Here is a 16,318-nt window from a genome sequence, read left to right as displayed (position 1 = left end):
CCTAATCTATATATTCTACTGTGTATATAACTCCTTTTACACCTATTTCTTCTTCTTGTATATATTTAAGTGAAAGATCACTTCCACATATTTTTATTGTTTTTTCTCTAGTTTTTATTTTTATTAAATCTGATTCATAGGTGATTATAGATATATAATTTTCTATACTTACGAAGGTATTTGAAATTATAGTAACTGTTGGTTTATTTACTAACAATTCTTCTGAAATATCTATCATACTATTCCTCCTTAATTTTTTTACTTATTTTTCTTTTATGGAATTTAAGCCTAATAACTCAATACTAATATGATTATTTTTTTATTTAAATAAAGTCAGCGTGTAAACTTATAATATCTATTTGAATAAAATATCTATATATTTATGTTATTAAAAAAGAGGTGATTAAATGAAAAATATTTTTGTAAAAATCATACAAAATTGCATTTACCTAGATATATATTTAAGCTATCTCATAGATTATTCTTATTCGATTGATACGTTAACTTCTATAAAAGAGGAAAATAGTAGGAATATGAAGCTACTCTCTCAACTTTATAAAAATATATATCATAATTCTCTAGATAATGAATTTATCAGAACAACCAATTCATTATCCATAAATGAGGTAGATTTAAATTCTATACTTATACTTAGCTTTAATATACTTTCCGATCTAAAACGTTTAAAAAAATATGCAATAAGTAATTATTCGAAAAATATACTTACATCTCTTAATAATAGTTATTTTAATTTAATTTCATCTATGCAATCTTTATATCCATTAATTAAACCTAAATCTAAAATTAACTTAAGAAATTCTTATAATTTATCAAGTGACTCACGCATATTAAATATATGCGAAAAAACAAAAGATGATACTTTAGATACTACTTCCGATGAATATTTACGTTTTATTTGTATAAAAACTATAAATGCTATATTTGATGATTCTCTTTGTGAAGAATCTATAATCGATGAAGATTTTGATATATTTTTCGATAATAATGATGCACTTAAGTTTTACCAGTATTTTTTTAAGACTAAAAATAAAATTTACAAAATAAGAATTTCTAAAAAAGATAATAAAATATTTTATATCTATCAGCGACCATATTTTAATTTAAAAATTCTTCCTATTCAAAGCAAAGATTTTTATCAAAAAATAGTTGATGAATTTTTGAAAAATAAATTAAGTAATTCTTATAATGATTTATACTATGATAAAAACTATATAAAAACTTATCAATATGATAATATAATTGAAAGTTATACATTTAAATATGATTATAAACATAATGATTTTAATAAAAGTTTATATATAAATATAAATACTCTTAATTCTCTAGTATATGAGTTGCTTCTTCTAGAGAATAAAATATAAAAAATACTGAGAAAAATCTCAGTATTTTTTATAAGCTACATATCTTTATTCATGCTCTATTAATCCATACCCACCATTTTTCCTTTTATATACAACATTTATTTCATAATTATCTTGATTTCTAAATATAAAAAAATTATGTCCTAAAAGTTCCATCTGAAGTACTGCCTCTTCTATGCTCATAGGTTTTAGATTGAATTTTTTTCTTCTTTTTATTATTATTTCATCATCTTCTTCAGCTTCTTCTGAGCCTTTTATTATTAATGGGTCTGTACTAAATTTCAATTTTGATTTATACCTTATTAGCTTGCTATATACTTTTTCAAAGGCAGCATCTACTGCAGAGTACAAGTCTTCATTTATACTTTCCACTTTTCCAATATTTACATTATCTTCACTCATTAAAACCTCAATGTTATACATGCTTTCATCTTTTTCTATAATAACTTTGACACATCCATCTTCTAAAGAGCTTTTTAACTTATCAAACTTTGAATTAATATACTCTTTTATACCATCCCTTAATTCTACATTTCTACTACATATACTACGTTTCAATCAAATCCTCTCCTTAAAGTCTAATAAAATGGTATTTTATTTTTCACTTTATAGTCTCCCTTAATTTAATCATTAGGTTCTACTAATGTTTTATATTATAAGGTTTTTAATTATGATTAATTAAGTATATGTAGTATATTATATATTGTTGCTTGTTCTATTTATTTATTATCCATATAAAATAATTTAAATATAAAGCATACATAAGCCATATAATATGCGGTATATTTATATAAGCTGCTTTTTTATTTATTTTAAAGAATTTATATGTCATAACTATTACAATTAACAACATTATTACAAGCACTATTAATGCTGTTAGTCTTAAATCAAATCCAAAAAATAATATACTCCATAAAAAATTAAGTCCAAGTTGTAACCAATAGTAAAACATTGCATCTTTTACTTTGGTAGATTCATAACCTTTTTTTAATATTAAATAAGCTGATATTCCCATTAATATGTATAGAATTGTCCATACTATTGGAAATATAAAGCTGGGTGGTGCAAAGTCTGGTTTTATTAAACTTGCATAGTTAGCTGCTGTATTTGTTCCTGCTATTATTTGAGATATCATACTACTAGCATATCCTACTACTAGTGGTATGAGGACACTTATAAAAAAATTTATAACTTCTTTTACGGATATAATCAAAGTTATCCCCCTCTTTTCATTGTTTTCTTATTTATAAGTATGTACAAGTTCTCTTTTTTATGACAAGTTTATTTTCGGTATTTAAATATAAAAAATCATCTATATAATTTCATAAGCAGTATTTCTATTTCTCAAATTTTATAGTTTTTAATTATAGATTATCAACAAAATAGGTAACTTATGATTTCTTAATATAAATAAAAGCCAATTCTAATTAGAACTGGCTTTTATTTATATATTATTCTTTTTTCTTTTTTTTATTATAAATACAATGATACCTATTAAAGCTATAATACCAACTACTAATATAGCTATATTTTTTATATTAGGTATTTTAACTTTAGCATATATATTATCTACATTTCCTAAGTTAAAATTCCAATTATATGTATGTATCCCATCTTTTTCTGAGTTAGATGTTGCATTTGATTCTATCAATTCTAAAGGTGTATTTAAGTGGAAATTCAAATCAAAACCAGAACCAAGTAGACCTAGCATACCTAATTCTTCACTACTCATATTTTTTTGCATATAATCTTTTAGCATTATGTTAACATCATATATATTATATAAAAATTTATCTTCTTGATTTATTTTTATTAAATCAGCGTATTTGCTTAAATCCTTGTTGTTATCAATTTTTATATCTTTGATATTTCCTATGTTTTCTGTTATTTTATAACCTGTTTTCCCTGGTTCTGTTATTTTTTCTACATTAGAATATGATTCTTTTAATTTTGCTTCATCTATACCTTTCATTAGGTAATCACTGCTTAATATTTGTGCCGATGCACTTATATTTCCCTTTTTGTCTATATCTAATGTTATGTCTGTATTTACACAACCTGTCAAAACAAAAATAGATATAAATATTGTTATTAATGTTGTTAGTTTCTTCATATTATCCTCCAGTTGTTATTGCTATGACTATTTTACCATATTATATGGAAAGTATTTAAATTTTATATTTTAATTCATAATTTATTCCATTTTTAATATAATATAAATACAAGCAAAAGGATATACAAATCTTAATTAGATTTATCTTTACTTTCGTTTTTAGATTTTATAGCTTTGTATACAACTCTTTCAATAGAAGCGTTACATCTTCCACATCCCATACCAGCTTTTGTTTTTTTCCTTACTTCATTTATAGATGTTATCCCTTCATTTACCGCATTTTGTATATCAGCTTTAGTTACTTCAAAGCAACTACAAACTACTTTATTTTTGTTATCTTTGTTTTCTTTATACTTTTTAATTATATTCTTAAGCATTTTATACTCCTTAAACTTTTATAATATTTATATTATACCCATAGTTTCATACTTAAAAAACATCTACTACAAAGTGTTTTCTATTTAGTAAATACATTTTTCAAGTATTTTTAATTTTATCTGATAAATAAATATTATTATATTTAATATAAATTTAAATAACTAGACAATATAAACTCCTTATACTATAATAGTTGCAAAGTAAATGAAGTATTTTATATTATGTAAATTTAAAATATAGAAAGGATAATTATGAATAAAATAGGATTAATATTAGAAGGTGGTGGTATGAGAGGAATTTATACTGCTGGCGTATTAGATTTTTTCATAGAAAAGAATATAGGAGTTGATATGGTTGTTGGAGTTTCTGCTGGAAGTTGCCATGCTTCTTCTTATTTATCAAAACAATATAAAAGAGCTTATCATGCTACTGTAGATTATGTAAATGATAAAAATTACTTAAGCTTTCGTAATTTAATTAAAACAGGTTCTATATTTGGTATGGACTTTATGTTTAACAAAATACCTAATGAGTTAAATGTTTACGATTACGATGCTTTTAATAAATCTACTACTAAATTTATAGCTGTTGCTACTAACTGTGAAACTGGAAAACCAGAGTATTTTACTTTAAGTGATTTAAGAAAAGATATTATTTATCTTCAAGCCTCTTGTTCTATACCTATGTTTGCAAATATAGTTGAGGTAGACAATTATAAGTTGGTTGATGGTGGAGTATCTGATTCAATTCCTATTGAATACGCTATAAATCAAGGCTATAGAAAAAATATAGTAGTACTTACTAGAGATTATACTTACAAAAAAAATAAACAAAAATTTACTTCAATTGTAAAAAGAAGATATAAAGCTTATCCTAATCTTGTTAGTGCTATTGAAAATAGACATATTAATTATAATAAAAGCCTTGATTTAGTAGATGAATTATCTAAAAAGGGAGATGTCCTTGTTATTAGACCTAAAAAACCTGTTAAAGTTAGTCAAGTTGAAAAAGATGTTAATAAACTTACAGCATTGTATGAAGAAGGTTATAATGACGCAAAAGAGCTATACGATGAAATATTAAATTTTATAGTTTAAATTTAATATTCAAATAAGGACTAGAAAAATTTCTAGCCCTTATAATAATCTTCTTTAGTTATCTCACATCTATGGATTTTTCCCATAACCATTTTACCTTGTAGCTTTATTTCTCTTTCTTCACTTCCTAAATATTTCATACCACATTTTTTCATTACATTACCTGATTTTATATTTCCGTCATAAAATTGTGCTTCTATTTTTTCTAATTTTAAATCATCAAATCCAAATTTTATTAGCCTTGTTACAACTTCAGTCATTATGCCTTTATTCCAATAGTCTGGGGTTAGACAATATCCTAGTGTTGCTACTTTATTTTCTATCCTACAAAACCCTGATGTTCCTATAAATTTGTTATTTTCTTTGTATATTATACCATAGTCATAAGATATTCCCTGTTTATATCTTTCTATAAAAAAGCTTTCTATTAAATTTTTAGTATTTTCTAAACTTTCATGTTTTGGAAATGTCATATACCTTACTACTTTCTCTTCTTTTGCGTATTCATACATATCTTTTGCATTTTCTAAACACACCTCTTTTAAAATACACCTTTTAGTTACTAATATTGGTAGCATAATATCCCCCTTAATTAAAAATTTAATACACGCCATATATTAATGATTTTAAAATCCTTCGATTATATATATATATCTTAAGATTGTAGCAGAACATTATATATATTTCATTAGTCTTTATCTTTATTTATATGGATATATTGTTTTTCAATGGCTATAATTTAAGTAAGTCTTATTTTTTTATATTAATATGGTATGATTTTTATTTAAACTCGCTTTTAGAAACTCTATATCTATTTTTTTATATAATATTTTAAAGGAGGATTTTATATGGATATTCTATTGGATATAGGTGAAATTATTGCCGACTTTATATTAACTATATTTTCCGGTGATGACTTAAAAAAATTAAATAAGCACATTAAAAAACCTAGAGACTAGTCTCTAGGTTTTTCTATCTATTGTAAGTTAGCTTTCACTAACTCGTTTATTAGTTTTCCATCAGCTCTTCCCTTAACTTTAGGTCTAACAACTGACATAATTTTTCCCATATCCTTCATAGAAGTAGCTCCTACTTCAGATATAGTTTCTTTTATAATTGTGTTTAGCTCTTCTTCGCTTAACTGTTGAGGTAGGTACTCTTTTAAAACTTCGATTTCAGCCTCTGCTTCACTTACTAAGTCTTCTCTTCCAGCTTTTTTAAACTCAGCTAAACCATCTCTACGCTGTTTTAACTGCTTAGCTATTATATCTATAATGCCTTCATCATCAAGCTCAACTCTATTGTCAACCTCGAATTGCTTTATAGAAGCTCTTATTAAAGTTACCACAGATTTTCTTACTGTATCTTTATTTTTCATAGAAGACTTTAAATCTTCTTGTAACTTTTGTTTAAGGGACATTACCCTCACCTCTTTATTTCTTTTTTAACTATTTCTTAGCGTTTTTTCTTCTAGCAGCTTCTGCCTTCTTCTTACGTCTAACGCTTGGCTTATCATAGTGCTCTCTTTTTCTAACTTCAGACATGATGCCAGACATTGCACATGAACGCTTGAATCTTCTTAACGCGCTGTCTAATGTTTCGTTTTCTCTTACTCTTACTTCTGACATTTCATTTTCCCTCCCTCCGATAGTGCGAATTCTGCTGTGTCTATAACAAAGATTATAACATTTATATGTATTATAACCTCACACTTTGTTTATTATAAACTACTTTTATTTTTTTTCAAGTATTTTATTTAAGAAGAATTTTTTAAATTTTTCTTACTTATTCATAGCTTCATACATCGGTAATTTTTGGCCACCTAGTATATGATAATGAAGATGTTTTACTTCTTGACCTCCATTTACGCCACAGTTGTTTATAACTCTGAAACCATCTTTATCAAAGCCTTGTTCTTTAGCTATTTTGTTTATCACCTTATGTATATGCGCCATTATGTCCATTTGTTCCTCAGATATATCTATTAAACTATCAAAATGTTCTTTTGGTATTACTAATATATGTATAGGTGCTACTGGATTTATGTCATTAAATGCTAATACTTTATCATCTTCATAAACTTTAGAACATGGTATTTCTCCATCTATTATTTTACAGAATATGCAACTCATAATATTTCTCCTTTTTGTTTATTATTTAACTTTTTAGGCTACTTAATCTATTTGTATATAATATTTTACCTACTATTATTTAAAATGCCTTACACAAACCTTTAAACGCGTATTACGCAATTTTTTTAATATATACTGTATTTAATTAAATGTACTAAAAGAAATTATGACAGTTTTTATAAATAGCCATAATTTCTTTTAAGTCATTTTATATTTCTACATATTATACTAAAATTCCTTCTACAAATTCATCATTAACCTTAGTTATCTTAACTTTAAGTATTTGACCTTGTATATCTTTTTCACTATCAACTATAACTCTTATATAATTAGTTGTTAATCCTTCAAATTTATTATCCTTCATTCTATGTTCAAATAGTACTTCTACTTCTTTACCTTCATATTTTGATGCAAACTTTTTAAAGTTTGTATGACCTAAAGCTATAAGCTTATCACTTCTTAACTGCTTCATTTGAGGATCTATTTGATTTTCCATAGTTGCAGCTGGTGTCCCTTTTCTTGGTGAATATTTAAATACATGCATTTGTGAAAGTTCTATTTCTTCTAAGAATTTATTTGTTACACTAAATTCTGCATTAGTTTCCCCTGGGAAACCTACTATAATATCTGTTGTTATTGCAACATCAGGTATATGTGCTCTTAATCTATCAACTATTTCTTTGTATTCTTTAGTTGTATATCTTCTATTCATTCTCTTTAGTGTTTCGTCACATCCACTTTGTAATGATAAATGATAGTGAGGACACACTTTGTCCATTTTAGAAACTTCTTCAACAAACTCTTCTGTGAATAATACTGGTTCAACTGAACTTAATCTTATTCTTTCTATGTTTTCTATTTCATCTATTGCTTTTATAACAGTTAATAAATTCATATTAGCATCTGTTACATCTTTTCCATAAGATGCAACATGTATACCTGTTAGAACTATTTCTTTGTATCCTTTATCTGCTAATTTGTTAGCTTCATTTACTATACTTTCTAAATCTCTACTTCTTACTTTTCCACCTCTAGCATAAGGTATTATACAGTAGGAACAAAATCTATCGCATCCATCTTGTATTTTCATAAATGCTCTAGTTTTTCCGTTTGTTTGATTTATTTCTATTTCTTCAAAGGCTCTTACCTTCATTATATCATCTACTGTACTAGCTTTTTGAGATGCATCTAGTTTTTTAATTTCTTCAACTATTTGTCTTCTTTCGTTAGTACCCATTACTAAGTTTACTTCTTCTATCTCAAGTATTTCTTCTGGTGATACTTGAGAATAGCATCCAACAACTGCTATTATTGCGTCTGGATTTTTCTTTTTCATTCTTCTTATATATTGACGTGATTTTCTATCACTCATATGTGTTACTGTACAAGTGTTTATAACATAAACATCTGCATAGTCTTCGCTTTCAACTTGAACATATCCATCTTTTTTGAACATTTCAAGCATAGCTTCTGTTTCGTATTGATTTACTTTACAACCTAATGTGTAAAATGCTACTTTTTTCACTTATGCTTGTCCTCCTAAGTCACTTAATTCATATAAAACTATAGAAGATGCTACTACTGATGCCGTTTCAGTTCTTAGTATTCTAGGTCCAAGAGATACCGATTGACCATTTATATCTTCTATTTGTTTAATTTCTTCTTCTGCAAATCCACCTTCTGGGCCTACAAATATTCCTATATTATTTATATCTATATCTTTTATAGCTTGTTTTATAGACTTCGTTCTTTCATTTTCATAAGGAACTATATTAAAGTCATTATTTTTCATATCAGCTAATGCTTCTTTGAAACTTAAAACGCCTCTAAGTGTTGGTATTTTTCCTCTTTTACTTTGCTTTGCAGCTTCGTATATTATCCTTTCCCAACGCTCTATTTTTTTGTCTTCTTTTTTATCATCAACTTTGGCTACACTTCTTTTAGTTTGTACTAAGATTATTTCATCCACTCCAACTTCTGTTAACTTTTGAAGTATCATTTCCATCTTAGGACCTTTTGGTAACCCTTGGTATAGCCTTACTTTAAGGTCTGATTCTCTTTTTATATCTATAGTTTCTACTATATCTAGAGTTACTTCTTCTTTAGATATACCCGAAATCTCTGCTATATACTCATTATTGTCATTGTCACATATTTCTAGGCATTCTCCAACTCTACATCTTAAAACTTTTGATATATGTTTTACATCTTCACCTTCTATTATGCAAGTGTTATTTTCTAGGTTTATGTTTTTCTTTTCTACAAAAAATCTATCCATAATTTCACCTACTTAGCTATTTTAGATACTATAGCATTCCACTCACCTAAAGATTCTACATGTACTATTTCTAATCCATTTGAAACTAGTGCTTCTTTAACTTCATCAACCTTTGCATGTATTATTCCTGAAGATATAAATACTGCATCATCTTTCATAAAGTTTTTGATATCTTTAGCTAATAATTTTATTATATCTGCTATTATGTTTGCAACTACTATATCAGCTTTATCAGTTACAACTTCCATTAAATTACCGTGAAGTGCTTTAACACTTTTAGATACATTGTTAAGTTCTATATTTTCTTTAGATACTTTAACTGCTACTTCGTCTAAGTCAACTGCTAGTACATCTCTAGCTCCAAGCTTTGCAGCCGCTATTGCAAGTATCCCACTTCCACATCCGATATCAAATACTTTACTTTCAGGCTTAACGTATTTTTCTAATTCTCTTATACACATGCTTGTAGTTTCGTGAGTTCCTGTCCCAAATGCCATACCTGGATCTAGCTCTATTATAAGGTCTTCATCACCAGCTTCATATTCTTCCCAAGTTGGTTTTACTACTATTTTTTCTCCTATTTTAGTTGGCTTGTAGTAGTTTTTCCATTCATTAGCCCAGTCTTCTTCATCAACGTATGATAATTCAACTATTGCTTCTCCTACATCTATACCGAACTCTTTTAATCCATCTATTCTTTCTTTTATAGATTTAATATCTTCACTTACATCTCTTTCTTCTGTTATGTATGTTTTTATTATTACTCCGTCGTATCCACTATTAAATATTTCTTCTTCAACGAAATCCCAATCAAATTCATTTTTCTTTTGGAATTTGAAGTCTTTAGGATCTTCTATAGATACTCCTCCTACATTGTGTTCGTATAATATATTAGTTATAGCTTCAACTGCTTCTGTTGAAGTTTTTATTGTTATTTCAGTCCATTTCATGTACTACACCATCCTTTTAGAGTTCCTGTTTTTACGTAAATTTTATTATATCATATTTAGTATTATCTTTAAAAATAATCTTTTATACTTTTAAAGAAAATTAATTTTTAAAAGTAGTTTTCTTTGAAAGTATTATTAATTAATTTTATAATATTAAAAAAGGCCAAGAAAATTCTTGCCCTAATTTACATTAGCATATTTACCTATATATTGTATATTTGCCTTTTATAGCTTCTGTTGTCTTTAATTTATTGTCATGTGCTATACCACCCATATCTTTGACTACTTGTGTATATATAATATCCAATACAAACATCTGAGCAAGTTTTGAATACATTGAACCGCTTTCAAATACTCCTTCATTTGAAATATACGATAAACATATGTCTGATAAACTCCTAACCTTAGAATCTTTATCATTAGTTACAGAAATTACAGTAGCTTCATTTTTCTTCGCCATTTCTACTGAACTTACTATATCTTCTGTCTCTCCTGTATGAGATACACAAACTATTATATCTCCTTTTTTCATTAAAGAAGACATCATTAATATAGTGTGACTATCACTAAAGTAATTACAATTTATCCCTATCCTCATAAATTTATAATTAATATCTTGTGCGATTATTCCAGAGTATCCAACTCCAACAAAATACACTTTATTTGCTTCTCTTATTAGTTTTGAGCACTTATGAATATCTTCATAGTTTATTATTTGTGCTGTATTTTCTAAAACATATATGTTGTTATGTAAAAGCTTTTTAGCAGTTTCTCTTGCATGTTCCTTATTATCTATACTGCTATCTATTATATGCTTGTTCTGGATATTCGTAACTTCTTGTGCTAAGGTTACCTTAAAGTCTTGAAATCCACTAAACCCTATCTTCTTAGCAAATCTAGTTATAGTAGCTTCTCCAATATTATTATCTTTAGCTATTTCTGATATAGATTTATATGAAAAGTTTTCCATATCATTTTTTATGTAATCTATTATTTGTCTTTCTGATTTAGTAAATTTTAAATTTTTATCATCTAATTTATTTATTATACTCATTTAACCAGCCCTTTTTATAATAATTCTTTAACTTCCTTTAATTATTTTTAATATTAAAAGGTGTATAAAATATTATACACCTTTTAAGTATTTAGAAACTATATAAATTATTCATTAGTTCCTAATATATCATTTATTATATTTTTATATAAAACTGCTTTGGCTCCAAATACTGCTTGTATTCCTCCACCAACTTCTAATACATCTATTGCTCCTATTTTTTTAATTGTAGCTTTATCTACTTTATTGACATCTTTAACCGATACTCTAAGTCTTGTTATACATGCATCAACTTCTTCTATATTTTCTGCTCCACCTAATGCTTCTATTATAACAACTGCATCGTCCTTTAAAGAATCTTTATCAGTTACTTTAACTTCTTCAACTTCATCGTCTCCTCTTCCTGGCGTTGGTATATTAAACTTTGTTATAAAGAATCTAAAAGACACATAATATATTGCAAACCATAATAATCCTACTGGTATTACTAACATCCAATTTGTTTTGTCATTTCCTTGTAATACCCCAAATAATGTGAAATCTATTATACCGCCAGAGAAAGTATTACCTATTGATATGTTTAATATGTCTGCCACAAAGAAAGATATACCATCTAGTACTGCATGGAAAACATATAAAAGTGGTGATATAAATAAGAACATAAACTCTATTGGCTCAGTTATACCTGTTACAAATGAAGTTAAAGCTGCTCCTAAGAATAATCCACCTACTAAATTTCTTTTTTCTTTAGGTACACAGTGATACATTGCTAAACATGCTGCTGGTAACCCAAACATCATTGTTGCGAATCTACCTGCAAAGAATCTTGTTCCTTCTGTAAATAACCCTACATGATTTGGATCTGCTAATTGTGCAAAGAATATATTTTGAGCTCCTACTACTTGCTTTCCTGCTACTGTTGCTACTCCTCCAAGCTCTGTCATCCAAAACATTGGATATATCATGTGATGAAGTCCTACTGCTCCACAAATTCTCATTAAGAACCCATAAAAAAATGTTCCTACTGGCCCAAGTACTGCTATCTTCTCACCTAATACTACTAACCAACCTTGGAATGTTGGCCATACTATAAAGAATATCGCTCCTACAAATATTGATGCAAATGCTGTTGCTATTGGAACAAATCTTGAACCACCAAAGAAACCAAGTACTGCTGGTAATTGTATGTTATTGTATCTATTATGTAGCCATACTGCAACTGATGCTATTGCAATTGAACCTATAACTCCAGTATCTATTGCTGGTGCATCTGGTGTAAATATTCCAAGCATTGCTTTTATAGATGCATTCATTATAACGTATCCTACCAACGCCGCTAATGCCGCTGTTCCCTTATCTTTTTTAGCTAACCCTACTGCTAATCCTACTCCTAATATTAATGCTAAATTTCCAAATACAGCGTCTCCTGCTGATGACATTATAGTAAATATTGCTTGTAGCCACGGTATATTTAAAAATGGATAAGCATTTATAGTATTTGGATTTGATAATGCTCCTCCTATTCCTAAAAGTAAACCTGCTGCTGGTAATATTGCTATAGGTAGCATAAATGACTTTCCTACTTTTTGTAAGTATTTAAACATATTTGTCTCCCCTTTATATGATTTTACTTTATAGCATTTACAAACTTTTCTGTTATAAGTTGTGGTCTAGTTATAGCTGAACCTACTACTGCTGAAAATGCCCCATTTTCATATACATCCTTTAAATCCTTTGGTGTATTTATTCTTCCTTCTGCTATAACTGGTATATATAATTCATCTGATAATTTTTTTATAAGCTCTAAATTTGGACCTTCATGGTTTTCTGAGTAAGAAGTATATCCACATAATGTTGTCGATATACAATCACACCCTAGATTTTGAGCATTTAAGGCTTCTTCATATGTTGATATATCTGCCATTACTAAAATATCAAAGCTATGTATATAATCTATTAAATCTTTTAAAATTTCACCATTTGGTCTAACTCTATCAGTAGCATCTATTGCTATCATTTCACATTTTGTCTTTGAAAGTTCTTCTACTTCTTTTTTGGTAGGTGTTATATATATTTCTGAATCACTATAATTTCTTTTTATAATTCCTATTATTGGTAAATTAGTTGTTTTTTTTATTTCTAATATATCTTCCACGCCTTGTGCCCTTATAGCTACTGCTCCACCTTCTTTAGCTGCTTTTGCCATCTTTCCCATTACAAATGAACTATGTAATGGTTCATTTTCTAAGGCTTGACACGATACTATAAGTTTTCCTTTTATTTGTGTAAACATCGTCTCCCCCTCTTCGCAATCGTTTTTTATGTTCAAATTTTATCATATCATTTTTATTTCTGCAAGTTTTTTTCTTTTTTTATTATTTTTCTCAGTCTATTATTTATATTTTAGAAAAATATTTTCATTTTTGAAATTAATCAAAATATCTATATTAAATTCAATTGTGAGTATTATCTTCTTTGTATATAAAAAGCTGTCTAAAAGTATTTTAACTTCTTTTAGACAGCTTTTTTCTTATGTATCTTGATTAGATATTTGCCTTGGCCACGAAAGTAAATCTTTTCTAGATATTTCTAATTCTTTTTCTTTAGGAAAATGTATACTACAGAAATAATTATGATAATTTGCAGTCCATACATACTTGTCCCATACTCTCATGTTTTCTCTATTTATAAATAATTGTTCTTCTATTTTCTTTTTATGTCTAAGTAATAATTCATATTGAACTCTCTCAAATTCATATTCATTACTACACTCTGTATAATATTTAAATATAGTATTTAAGTAATTTAAAAACCAATTTCCATCATTATCTATAAGTATTTTATTTTTTTAAGGTGCTACATCATAATGGTTCATATAAGTTTGTACTTTTGATACGGTATTGTTATCTAATATAATCCTTGGGTAACAAGCAATCTTACTTTCTGTGTTGTGAGCATCCAATAGCGCTGATCCAAAAACTTTATCTTCATTTATATAAAAGTCCCCCATGCTTATACCACCACGAACGAAAAGTCCTTCTAAGGATAGGTTAAACTGATACTCTGCTACATTTTCTAATATTTCATCTAGTTCTTTTTCTCCATCCCCTTTTATAGGATAGGCCACTACCATGTTATCCGTAAATATTTTTATTTTACCTTTACTGTATTTATTAGGTATTATACATTGTTTATTTTTATTTATAAGGTAGTTTATTTCTGTTAGTAGATTATTCCCATATCCATTTTTAGAGGAATTCACTATCATTTGTGAAAATCCTAGTATGTCTATCGCACATACAATAGAGTTTACCAACCTTGGATTGTCTCATCATATTTTATTACATTCATTTTTACACATCCTTAACTAATAATCATATATATTATACTTTATTTTTTAATAATCTACTATAAGCTTGTATGCGCACATAAATAAAATATATACTACCTTTAACTTATATTTTTTAGTATAAAAATACTCCATATATTTTTTAATATAAAAATATATGGAGTATTTTAGTAATTCTAAGATTTTTTTCTTTATTTATGTTTTTCTATTAATTCCTCAATTTTAGAAATACATCTGCTGCCTTTACATGGACCAGTTGTTGCTTCAGTCTTTTCTTTTACAGCTTCTATACTTGTTGCTCCTTCTTTTATAGCTTTTACTATTGCTTCCTCACTTATGCCTTTGCATAGACATATTATATTTTCACTCATATTTTCCTCCTTATTTTTGCTTGAATGTAGAACATTTTGTTTCCATATATAAGTTTACATTTTCTCCACTTACTTGTACTACATCTGCATTGCATAATTTGTTATTGTTATATGTACATGTAGCTACATTGCATATTAAACAATCACAAGCATTACTTGAATTTTTACCTTCACTTGCATTATTTATTAACGTTGAGTAATGTCTTTTGTCTAAGAAAGAACCACAACATGTTTCTTCTGTATTTTTTGCTCCTTGTCCACCTATATTTACACGATTAGCATAACAAGTATCTTGACAATTATGAGCACAGTTTGTTACACTACAACTTATTTTTTTCATATATACTCATCCTTCTTTTTATATTTTAAACTAAGATTATTTTTAACAATTTAAAAAGTATTATACAACTGTTTACTTAAAAATCTTTTCTGTACTTTATTTTTCTTTTGTATAGATTATAATTTAGATGTCTTATTAGAAGTTTCATACTTTAAAATAAATAACATATGCTAATTATATAAACATAGATGCAATAACTTTTTAAGACATAATATTTTAATTTTTATGATTGAACACCTTTTCCTTGGGTATCTACAATTGTAAGAATATATTAAAGTTTAAAGGAGAATTTAAAATGGAAAATAAAACAGTATGTTTTTGTAAACAAGTTAAATATTTAGATATAAAAAAAGCTATAGAAGAAGGCGCTAAAACAGTAGAAGATATTAAAAATGCTACTGGTGCAGCTACTGGATGTGGTAGATGTGTATCTTCTATAGAAGAAATCTTAAAAGAAAAATAATAAATAAATCTTAAAAATATTACTCATACAAAAAAAGTGCTTAAATTAAGCACTTTTTTGTTTTCTTATTTTTGTATTTTTAAGTTTAATTATTTGTTTATAAAATTTATATAATAATTTAACAATAAATGATATAACTTTATATAAAGCTTGTATGTGCTAGGATACTGGAGTTTATTACTATACTACTTACAACAACAGTCAAATAACTGCTATTGATATGTTCAAAGAAAATTTAGATTCAGATACTTTAAAGTCTTTTACATATATTAATAAACCTGTTATACATTTTGCTAGTTAGTTTATGTAATCTAAAACATACTTTAATTTATTTAAATAAAAAAGAGGATAAGTATCCTCTTTTTTATTTTCTATCTAATTTAGTATAAATACATTTTAAATATATAAATT

23 protein-coding genes are annotated in these 16,318 nt (G+C 26.7%); 4 read left to right on the top strand and 19 right to left on the bottom strand.

Annotated features, from left to right (window positions below):
* Nucleotide 1: 1 nt before the first annotated feature.
* The gene (locus tag FRIFI_RS03200) at nt 2–238 is read right to left on the bottom strand and encodes a YabP/YqfC family sporulation protein (protein WP_092927041.1); all 237 of its coding nucleotides are present in this window, start codon (nt 236–238) and stop codon (nt 2–4) included.
* 169 nt (nt 239–407) lie between these two features.
* On the opposite strand from FRIFI_RS03200, the gene FRIFI_RS03195 reads away from it, so the two are divergent.
* On the top strand, nt 408–1,382 hold the full coding sequence (locus FRIFI_RS03195) for a hypothetical protein (RefSeq protein ID WP_166504956.1): 975 nt from the start codon (nt 408–410) through the stop codon (nt 1,380–1,382).
* 45 nt (nt 1,383–1,427) lie between these two features.
* On the opposite strand, the gene FRIFI_RS03190 is transcribed toward FRIFI_RS03195, so the two are convergent.
* The 4 genes from FRIFI_RS03190 to FRIFI_RS03175 all read right to left on the bottom strand — a co-directional run bounded on the left by FRIFI_RS03190 (nt 1,428) and on the right by FRIFI_RS03175 (nt 3,872).
* Nucleotides 1,428–1,940 carry an HPF/RaiA family ribosome-associated protein gene (locus tag FRIFI_RS03190; protein WP_166504955.1) on the bottom strand — a complete coding sequence of 171 codons (513 nt, stop codon included), beginning with the start codon at nt 1,938–1,940 and terminating at the stop codon, nt 1,428–1,430.
* Between the two features lie 157 nt (nt 1,941–2,097).
* A complete protein-coding gene (locus tag FRIFI_RS03185; RefSeq protein WP_166504954.1) occupies nt 2,098–2,595 on the bottom strand; it encodes a TspO/MBR family protein in 498 nt (165 codons plus the stop codon).
* 231 nt (nt 2,596–2,826) lie between these two features.
* Nucleotides 2,827–3,495: an LPXTG cell wall anchor domain-containing protein gene (locus FRIFI_RS03180; RefSeq protein ID WP_166504953.1), complete on the bottom strand. Its 669-nt coding sequence runs from the start codon at nt 3,493–3,495 to the stop codon at nt 2,827–2,829.
* Between the two features lie 131 nt (nt 3,496–3,626).
* On the bottom strand, nt 3,627–3,872 hold the full coding sequence (locus FRIFI_RS03175; protein WP_092927051.1) for a (2Fe-2S)-binding protein: 246 nt from the start codon (nt 3,870–3,872) through the stop codon (nt 3,627–3,629).
* A gap of 252 nt (nt 3,873–4,124) precedes the next feature.
* Here FRIFI_RS03175 and FRIFI_RS03170 point away from each other — a divergent pair, with 252 nt between their 5' ends.
* Complete coding sequence (locus tag FRIFI_RS03170) at nt 4,125–4,970, top strand: patatin-like phospholipase family protein (protein ID WP_166504952.1); 846 nt, start codon at nt 4,125–4,127, stop codon at nt 4,968–4,970.
* Nucleotides 4,971–5,002: 32 nt separating this feature from the next.
* On the opposite strand, the gene FRIFI_RS03165 is transcribed toward FRIFI_RS03170, so the two are convergent.
* From FRIFI_RS03165 to FRIFI_RS03105, 14 genes are all read right to left on the bottom strand, one after another.
* Entirely contained in the window at nt 5,003–5,548 is a 546-nt protein-coding gene (locus FRIFI_RS03165; protein WP_166504951.1) for a GNAT family N-acetyltransferase, read from the bottom strand.
* Between the two features lie 398 nt (nt 5,549–5,946).
* Nucleotides 5,947–6,390: a GatB/YqeY domain-containing protein gene (locus FRIFI_RS03160; protein WP_092927056.1), complete on the bottom strand. Its 444-nt coding sequence runs from the start codon at nt 6,388–6,390 to the stop codon at nt 5,947–5,949.
* Between the two features lie 28 nt (nt 6,391–6,418).
* Nucleotides 6,419–6,598, bottom strand: coding sequence for a 30S ribosomal protein S21 (gene rpsU / locus FRIFI_RS03155; protein ID WP_021125460.1), 180 nt, complete (start codon nt 6,596–6,598; stop codon nt 6,419–6,421).
* Nucleotides 6,599–6,751: 153 nt separating this feature from the next.
* The gene (locus FRIFI_RS03150; protein ID WP_092927058.1) at nt 6,752–7,102 is read right to left on the bottom strand and encodes a histidine triad nucleotide-binding protein; all 351 of its coding nucleotides are present in this window, start codon (nt 7,100–7,102) and stop codon (nt 6,752–6,754) included.
* A 223-nt stretch (nt 7,103–7,325) separates the two neighbouring features.
* Nucleotides 7,326–8,627, bottom strand: coding sequence for a tRNA (N(6)-L-threonylcarbamoyladenosine(37)-C(2))-methylthiotransferase MtaB (gene mtaB, locus FRIFI_RS03145; protein ID WP_092927060.1), 1,302 nt, complete (start codon nt 8,625–8,627; stop codon nt 7,326–7,328).
* Nucleotides 8,628–9,380 (bottom strand): RsmE family RNA methyltransferase, encoded by a 753-nt coding sequence (locus FRIFI_RS03140; RefSeq protein WP_166504950.1) that lies wholly within the window; start codon nt 9,378–9,380, stop codon nt 8,628–8,630. It abuts the gene before it with no gap.
* Between the two features lie 8 nt (nt 9,381–9,388).
* Complete coding sequence (prmA, locus tag FRIFI_RS03135; protein WP_092927064.1) at nt 9,389–10,330, bottom strand: 50S ribosomal protein L11 methyltransferase; 942 nt, start codon at nt 10,328–10,330, stop codon at nt 9,389–9,391.
* Nucleotides 10,331–10,529: 199 nt separating this feature from the next.
* Entirely contained in the window at nt 10,530–11,384 is an 855-nt protein-coding gene (locus FRIFI_RS03130) for a MurR/RpiR family transcriptional regulator (protein WP_092927066.1), read from the bottom strand.
* 107 nt (nt 11,385–11,491) lie between these two features.
* On the bottom strand, nt 11,492–12,988 hold the full coding sequence (locus FRIFI_RS03125) for a PTS transporter subunit EIIC (protein WP_166504949.1): 1,497 nt from the start codon (nt 12,986–12,988) through the stop codon (nt 11,492–11,494).
* 23 nt (nt 12,989–13,011) lie between these two features.
* A complete protein-coding gene (locus FRIFI_RS03120) occupies nt 13,012–13,677 on the bottom strand; it encodes an N-acetylmannosamine-6-phosphate 2-epimerase (RefSeq protein WP_166504948.1) in 666 nt (221 codons plus the stop codon).
* 237 nt (nt 13,678–13,914) lie between these two features.
* Nucleotides 13,915–14,058 (bottom strand): hypothetical protein, encoded by a 144-nt coding sequence (locus tag FRIFI_RS15110; protein WP_240276131.1) that lies wholly within the window; start codon nt 14,056–14,058, stop codon nt 13,915–13,917.
* A 174-nt stretch (nt 14,059–14,232) separates the two neighbouring features.
* Nucleotides 14,233–14,652 carry a hypothetical protein gene (locus FRIFI_RS15105; protein WP_240294290.1) on the bottom strand — a complete coding sequence of 140 codons (420 nt, stop codon included), beginning with the start codon at nt 14,650–14,652 and terminating at the stop codon, nt 14,233–14,235.
* Nucleotides 14,653–14,924: 272 nt separating this feature from the next.
* Nucleotides 14,925–15,104 carry a (2Fe-2S)-binding protein gene (locus tag FRIFI_RS03110; protein ID WP_166504947.1) on the bottom strand — a complete coding sequence of 60 codons (180 nt, stop codon included), beginning with the start codon at nt 15,102–15,104 and terminating at the stop codon, nt 14,925–14,927.
* A 10-nt stretch (nt 15,105–15,114) separates the two neighbouring features.
* On the bottom strand, nt 15,115–15,444 hold the full coding sequence (locus FRIFI_RS03105; protein WP_092927074.1) for a DUF1540 domain-containing protein: 330 nt from the start codon (nt 15,442–15,444) through the stop codon (nt 15,115–15,117).
* Nucleotides 15,445–15,739: 295 nt separating this feature from the next.
* Here FRIFI_RS03105 and FRIFI_RS03100 point away from each other — a divergent pair, with 295 nt between their 5' ends.
* Nucleotides 15,740–15,907 (top strand): (2Fe-2S)-binding protein, encoded by a 168-nt coding sequence (locus tag FRIFI_RS03100; RefSeq protein ID WP_092927076.1) that lies wholly within the window; start codon nt 15,740–15,742, stop codon nt 15,905–15,907.
* A gap of 205 nt (nt 15,908–16,112) precedes the next feature.
* Nucleotides 16,113–16,208, top strand: a complete 96-nt coding sequence (locus FRIFI_RS15510; RefSeq protein ID WP_416389773.1) for a hypothetical protein — start codon at nt 16,113–16,115, stop codon at nt 16,206–16,208.
* Nucleotides 16,209–16,318 lie beyond the last annotated feature (110 nt).

The organism is Romboutsia hominis (assembly GCF_900002575.1).
GTDB lineage: Bacteria > Bacillota > Clostridia > Peptostreptococcales > Peptostreptococcaceae > Romboutsia_C > Romboutsia_C hominis.
The sequence above is the reverse complement of the archived record's forward strand: the minus strand, read 5'-3'. Positions and strand labels throughout refer to the sequence as shown.

Bases quoted from the DNA above. Each gene is read 5' to 3' on its own strand.
- FRIFI_RS03200 (WP_092927041.1), bottom strand. From the start codon at position 238: ATGATAGATATTTCAGAAGAATTGTTAGTAAATAAACCAACAGTTACT.
- FRIFI_RS03195 (WP_166504956.1), top strand. From the start codon at position 408: ATGAAAAATATTTTTGTAAAAATCATACAAAATTGCATTTACCTAGAT.
- FRIFI_RS03180 (WP_166504953.1), bottom strand. From the start codon at position 3,495: ATGAAGAAACTAACAACATTAATAACAATATTTATATCTATTTTTGTT.
- FRIFI_RS03175 (WP_092927051.1), bottom strand. From the start codon at position 3,872: ATGCTTAAGAATATAATTAAAAAGTATAAAGAAAACAAAGATAACAAA.
- FRIFI_RS03170 (WP_166504952.1), top strand. From the start codon at position 4,125: ATGAATAAAATAGGATTAATATTAGAAGGTGGTGGTATGAGAGGAATT.
- FRIFI_RS03165 (WP_166504951.1), bottom strand. From the start codon at position 5,548: ATGCTACCAATATTAGTAACTAAAAGGTGTATTTTAAAAGAGGTGTGT.
- FRIFI_RS03160 (WP_092927056.1), bottom strand. From the start codon at position 6,390: ATGTCCCTTAAACAAAAGTTACAAGAAGATTTAAAGTCTTCTATGAAA.
- rpsU (WP_021125460.1), bottom strand. From the start codon at position 6,598: ATGTCAGAAGTAAGAGTAAGAGAAAACGAAACATTAGACAGCGCGTTA.
- FRIFI_RS03150 (WP_092927058.1), bottom strand. From the start codon at position 7,102: ATGAGTTGCATATTCTGTAAAATAATAGATGGAGAAATACCATGTTCT.
- FRIFI_RS03140 (WP_166504950.1), bottom strand. From the start codon at position 9,380: ATGGATAGATTTTTTGTAGAAAAGAAAAACATAAACCTAGAAAATAAC.
- prmA (WP_092927064.1), bottom strand. From the start codon at position 10,330: ATGAAATGGACTGAAATAACAATAAAAACTTCAACAGAAGCAGTTGAA.
- FRIFI_RS03130 (WP_092927066.1), bottom strand. From the start codon at position 11,384: ATGAGTATAATAAATAAATTAGATGATAAAAATTTAAAATTTACTAAA.
- FRIFI_RS03125 (WP_166504949.1), bottom strand. From the start codon at position 12,988: ATGTTTAAATACTTACAAAAAGTAGGAAAGTCATTTATGCTACCTATA.
- FRIFI_RS03120 (WP_166504948.1), bottom strand. From the start codon at position 13,677: ATGTTTACACAAATAAAAGGAAAACTTATAGTATCGTGTCAAGCCTTA.
- FRIFI_RS15110 (WP_240276131.1), bottom strand. From the start codon at position 14,058: ATGAGAGTATGGGACAAGTATGTATGGACTGCAAATTATCATAATTAT.
- FRIFI_RS15105 (WP_240294290.1), bottom strand. From the start codon at position 14,652: ATGATAGTGAATTCCTCTAAAAATGGATATGGGAATAATCTACTAACA.
- FRIFI_RS03110 (WP_166504947.1), bottom strand. From the start codon at position 15,104: ATGAGTGAAAATATAATATGTCTATGCAAAGGCATAAGTGAGGAAGCA.
- FRIFI_RS03105 (WP_092927074.1), bottom strand. From the start codon at position 15,444: ATGAAAAAAATAAGTTGTAGTGTAACAAACTGTGCTCATAATTGTCAA.
- FRIFI_RS03100 (WP_092927076.1), top strand. From the start codon at position 15,740: ATGGAAAATAAAACAGTATGTTTTTGTAAACAAGTTAAATATTTAGAT.